Below are 7,341 nucleotides of genomic sequence, written 5' to 3' on the forward strand. Positions count from 1 at the left end.
ATACAGCAGAAATTTATGTACATAACGAATTAAAAGAAGAAACATCATTGCATTGGCACGGATTGTTTTTACCTAATAAAGAAGACGGAGTTCCAAATGTGACACAAATGCCAATAAAGCCCAACACGACACACAAATATACATTTCCGATTATCCAACAAGGAACACATTGGTACCATAGCCATTTTGGACTGCAGGAGCAAATTGGAATGTATGGTAATTTTGTAATGAATAAAAGAGCTGAAGACCCAACCTTTAGAAACGGTATTGACGATTTGCCAACTATACCAATAGTATTAAGTGAATGGACCGATATAAAACCCGAAAACGTACACCGAATGTTGCACAACGCAAACGATTATCCAGCCATTAAAAAAGGAACAACCCAAAGTTATGCCGAGGCCATAAAGCAAGGTTATTTAGGTGTTAAACTAAAAAATGAATGGAAAAGGATGAATGCAATGGATGTAAGCGATGTGTTTTACGATAAAATCCTTATGAATGGTAAGCAAAGTACGGATGTTAAAAGTATTGATGGAAAAACTTTAAAAGCAGGTGATAAAGTACGTTTACGCGTATCTAATGGTGGCGCTTCTTCCTATTTTTGGCTTACTTATGCCGGTGGGAAAATAACGGTAGTTGCAAATGACGGTAACGATGTAGAGCCTGTAGAAGTAGATCGATTAATTATTGGTGTTTCTGAAACTTACGATGTTGTCGTTACTATTCCTGCCGATAAAACTGCTTTTGAATTTTTAGCCACCACTGAAGATAGATTGTATTCAGCTTCTTATTTCATTGGGGATGGTATCAAACAACTTATCAAACCGCTTCCTAAACTTAAATACTTTGAAGGAATGAAAATGATGAACGGGATGATGAAAATGAACGGTGATTTAGATGATATGGGCATGAGTATGTCCTACAATCAAATGGATATGAATGTGGTAATGTACCCAGAAATTACTGGAGAACAAAAAAAGAAAGACGGTAAAAAAATGCAGGAGATGAAAATGACAGAAGCCGATTATGACAGTAATGCACTTTCTGATATTACTACCTTAAATTATGCAATGTTAAAATCGCCAACTAAAACTATACTTCCTAAAGATGCTCCAGTACGAGAACTAAAATTTGAATTGACAGGAAATATGAACCGCTATGTTTGGAGTTTAGATAACAAAGTAGTTTCTGAAGCGGATAAAATATTAATTAAAAAAGGCGAAAATGTTCGTATCACAATTCATAACAATTCTATGATGCGACACCCAATGCACTTGCACGGTCACGATTTTAGACTATTAAATGGTCAAGAAGATTATGCTCCTCTAAAAAACGTTGTGGATATAATGCCAATGGAAACCGATGTATTTGAATTTAATGCTAATGTAGAAGGTGATTGGTTCTTTCATTGTCATATTTTGTATCATATGATGAGTGGTATGGGGACGGTCTTCTCCTATGAAAATCAAGAAGCAAATCCCGAAATTCCTAACCCGAAACTGGCACAACGAAAATTATTTGCTGACGATAGAAAATTTCATTTTATGGCAGAAAATGATTTTGCAACAAACGGAAACGATGGAGAAGCAATGTATCAAAGTACACGTTGGAGTATTGGAACAGAATGGAGATTAGGATACAATGATATGCACGGTTACGAAACCGAAACCCACATAGGACGATATATTGGTAAAATGCAATGGCTAATGCCTTTCATTGGTTTTGATTGGAGATACAGAAAAATGGGAATAGACACACAGGAACATAATCTATTCGGCCAAACCAATACCAAAGACAACAGGGCTGTTTTTAGTGCGGGGGTCAATTATACTTTGCCAATGTTAATAATGTCTCAGGTGGAAGTATTCACCGATGGAAATTTCAGATTACAATTTGAACGTAAAGATATTCCAGTTTCTAAAAGACTACGAATGAGTTTAATGTGGAATACCGATAAAGAATATATGGCAGGTTTGAGATACATTGTCAAAAGAAACTTTGGAATAACAACTCATTATGATAGTGATATGGGAATGGGATTAGGAGCTACTTTTAATTATTAATTTTTTATTTAAGGTTAATGCTGAAGATGCTTGTAGTAAAATATAAGCATCTTTTTTTTACCTAAACATTTAACACCGTGTTAATTATATAACTATTTTTTAGGATAATGTAACATTTTAATAAATTAGTTATAGTACATTTATATTGTAAAAATTACTTTACACCAAATATTAAAGAAAATGGAAACTCAAAAAACGTACACCTGCCCAATGCATCCAGAAGTTACTTCGGATAAACCCGGAAAATGTCCCAAATGCGGAATGAATTTAGTTGAGAAAAAAGAATGAAAATTCTACTGGCAACCGACGGTTCAAAATATAGTAAAACGGCAATAAATGAAATTGCCGACAGACCTTTTTCGCCCAAAACCGAGGTATGTATTCTTGCTGTCTACGAAATTACAGCTATTGTAAACACTTTAGAACCAATGGGGGTTTCCCACGAATACTATGCACAATTTGATGAAAACGCGTTTCAAAATGCAGAAAATAATGCAATTAGTGCAGCCGAAATTCTTGAAAATAAAAATCCAAATCTGTTAGTAACAGCAAAAGTAGTTTCAGGTTCACCAAAAAGCGTAATACTTGATGAAGCCGAAAAATTTAAAGCAGATTTGATAGTAGTTGGCTCACATGGTTACGGAGCAATTGAGCGTTTTTTTTTAGGTTCTGTTTCGCATTCAGTTGCTTTACATGCAAAATGTTCTGTAGAAATTGTTCGTAAATAAAAAACGTAACAAGAGACAAACACATATCCATTTTGTAGTGTCAAATTATTGAACTTACTGGTAGTTAAAACGATTTAATGTAAGATCCCTTATTGTAAGTATATTGTATCGTAAAAAAGATTTGTAGGTGTTTTTATATCCATGTCTTTCTCTTGGTCTATTATTTAATTCATTGCCAGTAAAATCTAATGAATTGAACTTTTTTACATTTTATTTAGTACATGTAGTTTACATCTTTTTTTTCGGACGTCTGTGTCCATTAAGAGGTTTTATGGGATAATTTTCAAGAATATCATACACTGCAGGATGAAGATTTTCCCCAATATAAGAAGGGTCATATAAATCACCTTTAGCGGTTCCTGTCCATACAAGTTTGTTCAGTTTCCGGTCAATTACATTCAGTGTGATTGCCCCTTCAGTATATTCTAACTTTTGGGTAACATAAGTGGTATAATTGTAATTATAGTGATGGAGGTAATAGTGATTGCCGGGATAATGATAATAATAGGGGTTATGATAATACCAACCTAAAGGATAGGTAGAAGAAGGAGTACTGACTGTTTTTTCCTTTTTAACGGCAGTGATAACCAATTCCAGAAAAACATCTGGTGTGTCAATACTTATCTTGTATCCCCTCTCTCCCATACAATGACTAAAATAGTTGCGTGCATTGTTGCGAATAATCTGGTTATTATATTCGCCACCAACTGTATCTTTATCCGGTAGCCAAGCAAAGGTTTTGTATTTCGTAAAATCAATACTGCGATCATAATCGGAAGTGATTTTCGTATAAACCCCGCATCCGGCCATAGCGACGAAAAGAAAGCCAATTAAATAGCCGTAAAAATTTTTATCTGTTTTCATGTTTTCTCTTTTTTAATGGGCCATTTTCTAAGTATCAATTATTTTTTTTTATGGATTTAATTAGTTAGATTTTTTAAGTACGGTCTGAAAAATTTGTATCGTTATTTCGTTGTTCCATCCTTTGGGTAAAATGATACCAAAATCACTTAATCTCAATTTAAAGTTGAGTGTAAGCAAACAGGAGATAGTTTCGTTACTTGCTATATGTATAAGCAATCCGTTTACAAATACTCTTTTCGTCTTTCCATTCAAATACAATTCAGCTCCAAAATTTAGTTTGTGATCTGGATGTTGTAATGTCTCCACGTAAGGAATGTTTAGTTGTCCTTTCAGTAATACCTGCCCAATGTTTGAGTTGATAAGCTTCACATTCAATGAATCTGTTGAAGTGCGTAGAATAGCTGGATTAAACATTAGTTCGATTTCAGCATTTTCATAATTGATTAAAACAAACAGGTGATTGCTATTGGCTATTATAATGGAATCTCTGTGCGAACCTATAACTTCAATACTTCCTTCCCTCGTTTGATATCTTTGCTGTGCCTTAGCTAAAAAGCTCCATAGTAGTAATACAATATTAGTGAATACCCATACTATTTTTAATTTTTTTGCCATGATTTTATATTTAATACGATATAGGTCCGATTGTAATTCTTTTTCTTAATTTGGATTATTTAATTTTTTCCTTTCATTTTTTAATGATTTTGCCCTTGGTGTTCCATCATTTCGCCTGAATCTTTCAGAGAATTTATATAAACATAAACCGAAAAGATTTCTTCTTCGCTCAAAATGCTTTCCCAGGCTGCCATTGCAGTTCCCTTGATTCCTTTTTTTATGAGGTATATTCGTCCTTGATTTGAATAGTAAGATGAATGTTCAGGGTTAGTAAAATCGGCTGGTTTTGGTTGCAATGCCACTGCTCCTGGACCGTCGCCTTTACCACTACTACCATGACAAGTAACACAATATTTTGTAAATATTTCTTCGCCTTGTTCAAGCTGTTTCGCTGTACCAAGAGATACGGGCTGATCATATTTTTCGCCCAATTCCTGTTTTAACCATTCGCGAGTTTTATTCATTAGTTCCGAATGCTCGTTATGTTCAGGGCTGTGATTTTCTTCTTCTTTTTGTTGAGGGTAGTTCTGTTCAACTGGTTTCTCTTTTTTTTCTGAATTCCGGCAGGAAGTAAGCATCAGCAGTACATACATCATTAAGGTAATGATTGCAAGTTCTGTTTTTATAGTTCGATAGAGTTTATGCAGAGTGTGTCCGAAGAATGCACCATGATGTTTTGATTTTTTCATAGTTGTTGAATAATTTTTTTGATTACACCAATATAAATACTCAATATTTTTAATCACTAAAAAACACTTAAATAACACACAAATCATTATACTTAAGTATTTTATAAATATTCTTTTCTATTTCAATATAAATTTACGATTTATTTAAATATGTCCTCGGAATTTATAAATTTTCTATTTCCATAAATTAGAAATTTCATTGACCCTAGATCCCCTATTTCACCTATGTTTATAAAGCTGAAAGTCAAATTATGCAGAGGTGCCAATTTCCTGTTACAATTTTAATAAAACCATATTTGAATTAATTTTAAATGAGTTAGAGTGAAAAACATAATAAATCTGTTCTTTGGATTAAATACAACATTACAATCTAAAAGTTAATAAAATTGATGAACCATTATCAAATTTTATATAGCATTTATGGAATATTAAGATTTACTTAATATTTATTTTTCAAAGTATTAGTAGTCAATAAAATTTATTACTTTTACAATCTTGAAAAAATCAATTGCCATATCATTCCTTTTTATCTTTTTGTGTGCCAACACAGAAATAGGGCAATTATTGAAAATACCCACCTTAATACAACACTTTACAGAGCATCATGACGATGATCTTGATATTTCATTTGCTGATTTTATTGATTTTCATTACAATAACGATAAGCAACATTCTGACACAGACAAACATGACAATCATCAGAATTTACCTTTCAAAACAATCAATACAAATGTGAATACAATTCTTGCTTTTGAAAGCCAAACAGCGTTTTCTTTTCGCAAGCTTAACATTATTTCCCTAAACCGTACTGTACCTTTCAGTCAGGATTTTTACATTTCCAGTGTTTTTGCCTCTATCTGGCTCCCACCTAAATTGAGTTAATTCATTTTATTTTAAATCGTAATTAGTTATATTTTAAATATTTCTGATTGCTTATTTTAAAATACGTTTTGCTATTTAACTATAGCAAACGATATCTTGTATCAATTCCATTACAACACATCACGGACCTAGACCTTTAAGATTTTTATGTTACACCATAACTAAAATCCTTTTAGACTTCATAAAACACTCATAACGTTTTTAGTGCTGTACTGTAATGCTCTCGCTATTTTTTAACTCTAAAACATCTGTAATGAAAAAAATAAAATCAATTGCAATTGGCATATTCTTGCTTGTTGTAGGAACAACAATTTCTAATGCACAAGTAACCGAAAATCAATCCAAAGGACCACATAACGGCATCATACAGAATGTAGCGGACTACAAAATCGAAATGGTAGAAAGAGAAAATAACTGTAGTTTCTATGTCTTAAATACTAAAGGAAAAACTGTTTCAAACAAAGGCGTTAGTGGAACTGTAGTATTCGAATTTTTCAATAAAACAAAAGCGACAAACCCAATTTCATTAGACATAAATAATGCTTTGTTTGTAGAAGTTCCTAAAGCAAACATATATACCTATTGTACCATTTCAGTAAATGTAAAAGGAAAAACAATTACTTCCAGATTTAGAAACAACCAAGTCTCTGAACATGATATTAATCACGGACACCAACATTAATTCAATTTTATTACTCTTTAATAAATTCAATTTAAATTACAGTTATGAAAAATTTTTTAATAGTAGCGACTATCGCAATCGGAATGTTAACTTCTTGTAACCAAAAAGCAAAAAACGAAACTGAAAGCACAGAAATTCAGACTAATGAAACTACTAAACAAGTTCAAGAAAACACAGATAGTATTAATCAAGTTAGCAGGGATAGTATTAATATAGTGGAACCAGATAAAGTTGATGCCGCACATGGCCACACCCATTAAATTAATTTAATAAGGCACTTCTTTTCCTTAAATTTTAGAAGAGAAGTGGTTTTTAAAAGAAAAATAAAATTATGAATTCAAAAAAAATAATATTCCTTGCCATACTACTTTTTATGTGCATCGGAAATGTTTTTGCCCACGGAGTTGATGAAAATACACAAACTTTTTTAACAGGAAATGATGGAGTAGCTTTTGGTCCATTTCTTTACATTGGTGCTAAACATATGCTTACCGGTTACGATCATTTACTTTTTTTAGTTGGTGTTATCTTTTTCTTATACCGCCCTAAAGAAGTGTTGTTGTATGTGAGCTTTTTTACAATTGGTCATAGCACAACCTTATTGTTGGGTGTTATGAGTGGCATATCCATTAACTCTTTTTTAATTGACGCTATCATTGCACTGTCAATAATTTATAAGGGGTTTGATAATTTAGGTGGTTTCAAGAGATTTTTCGGAAAACAGCCCAATACAAAAGCGGCCGTTTTAATTTTCGGATTAATCCACGGTTTTGGGCTAGCGAGTAAATTACAGGATTTCAAATTTGAAAAAGAAG

At 32.5% G+C, this 7,341-nt stretch carries 9 protein-coding genes and 1 pseudogene; 7 read left to right on the forward strand and 3 right to left on the reverse strand.

Translation table 11 applies throughout. The features are described 5' to 3' along the window. The 3 genes and pseudogenes from HJ01_RS15625 to HJ01_RS15630 form a co-directional block, all read left to right on the forward strand. A partial coding sequence (locus HJ01_RS15625; RefSeq protein WP_040474057.1) for a multicopper oxidase domain-containing protein occupies window positions 1–2,066 on the forward strand: 2,066 nt, incomplete at its 5' end. Between the two features lie 189 nt (window positions 2,067–2,255). Continuing rightward, window positions 2,256–2,351 (forward strand): annotated as a pseudogene (locus tag HJ01_RS17925) (heavy metal-binding domain-containing protein); the annotation flags it as partial. Beyond that, window positions 2,351–2,794: a universal stress protein gene (locus HJ01_RS15630; RefSeq protein WP_007139462.1), complete on the forward strand. Its 444-nt coding sequence runs from the start codon at window positions 2,351–2,353 to the stop codon at window positions 2,792–2,794. The pseudogene HJ01_RS17925 and the gene HJ01_RS15630, both read left to right, overlap by 1 nt. Window positions 2,795–3,022: 228 nt before the next feature. Here HJ01_RS15630 and HJ01_RS15635 read toward each other — a convergent pair whose 3' ends face one another. From HJ01_RS15635 to HJ01_RS15645, 3 genes are all read right to left on the reverse strand, one after another. Beyond that, the gene (locus HJ01_RS15635) at window positions 3,023–3,658 is read right to left on the reverse strand and encodes a DUF4136 domain-containing protein (RefSeq protein WP_007139463.1); all 636 of its coding nucleotides are present in this window, start codon (window positions 3,656–3,658) and stop codon (window positions 3,023–3,025) included. Window positions 3,659–3,718: 60 nt separating this feature from the next. Continuing rightward, window positions 3,719–4,273 carry a hypothetical protein gene (locus HJ01_RS15640; protein ID WP_007139464.1) on the reverse strand — a complete coding sequence of 185 codons (555 nt, stop codon included), beginning with the start codon at window positions 4,271–4,273 and terminating at the stop codon, window positions 3,719–3,721. 80 nt (window positions 4,274–4,353) lie between these two features. Further along, on the reverse strand, window positions 4,354–4,962 hold the full coding sequence (locus HJ01_RS15645) for a c-type cytochrome (protein WP_007139465.1): 609 nt from the start codon (window positions 4,960–4,962) through the stop codon (window positions 4,354–4,356). Window positions 4,963–5,457: 495 nt separating this feature from the next. On the opposite strand from HJ01_RS15645, the gene HJ01_RS15650 reads away from it, so the two are divergent. The 4 genes from HJ01_RS15650 to HJ01_RS15665 all read left to right on the forward strand — a co-directional run. Continuing rightward, complete coding sequence (locus HJ01_RS15650) at window positions 5,458–5,844, forward strand: hypothetical protein (RefSeq protein WP_007139466.1); 387 nt, start codon at window positions 5,458–5,460, stop codon at window positions 5,842–5,844. A 253-nt stretch (window positions 5,845–6,097) separates the two neighbouring features. Then, a complete protein-coding gene (locus HJ01_RS15655) occupies window positions 6,098–6,526 on the forward strand; it encodes a hypothetical protein (RefSeq protein WP_007139467.1) in 429 nt (142 codons plus the stop codon). A 44-nt stretch (window positions 6,527–6,570) separates the two neighbouring features. Beyond that, window positions 6,571–6,786, forward strand: a complete 216-nt coding sequence (locus HJ01_RS15660; RefSeq protein ID WP_007139468.1) for a hypothetical protein — start codon at window positions 6,571–6,573, stop codon at window positions 6,784–6,786. 71 nt (window positions 6,787–6,857) lie between these two features. Beyond that, on the forward strand, window positions 6,858–7,341 hold a 484-nt coding region (locus HJ01_RS15665; protein WP_040474058.1), incomplete at its 3' end, for a HupE/UreJ family protein.

Origin of the sequence: Flavobacterium frigoris PS1, from assembly GCF_000252125.1 — a bacterium.
GTDB classification, from domain to species: domain Bacteria; phylum Bacteroidota; class Bacteroidia; order Flavobacteriales; family Flavobacteriaceae; genus Flavobacterium; species Flavobacterium frigoris_A.

Excerpts from the sequence above, each read along its gene's own strand:
- HJ01_RS15630 (WP_007139462.1), top strand. The coding sequence starts at position 2,351 with ATGAAAATTCTACTGGCAACCGACGGTTCAAAATATAGTAAAACGGCA.
- HJ01_RS15635 (WP_007139463.1), bottom strand. The coding sequence starts at position 3,658 with ATGAAAACAGATAAAAATTTTTACGGCTATTTAATTGGCTTTCTTTTC.
- HJ01_RS15640 (WP_007139464.1), bottom strand. The coding sequence starts at position 4,273 with ATGGCAAAAAAATTAAAAATAGTATGGGTATTCACTAATATTGTATTA.
- HJ01_RS15645 (WP_007139465.1), bottom strand. The coding sequence starts at position 4,962 with ATGAAAAAATCAAAACATCATGGTGCATTCTTCGGACACACTCTGCAT.
- HJ01_RS15655 (WP_007139467.1), top strand. The coding sequence starts at position 6,098 with ATGAAAAAAATAAAATCAATTGCAATTGGCATATTCTTGCTTGTTGTA.
- HJ01_RS15660 (WP_007139468.1), top strand. The coding sequence starts at position 6,571 with ATGAAAAATTTTTTAATAGTAGCGACTATCGCAATCGGAATGTTAACT.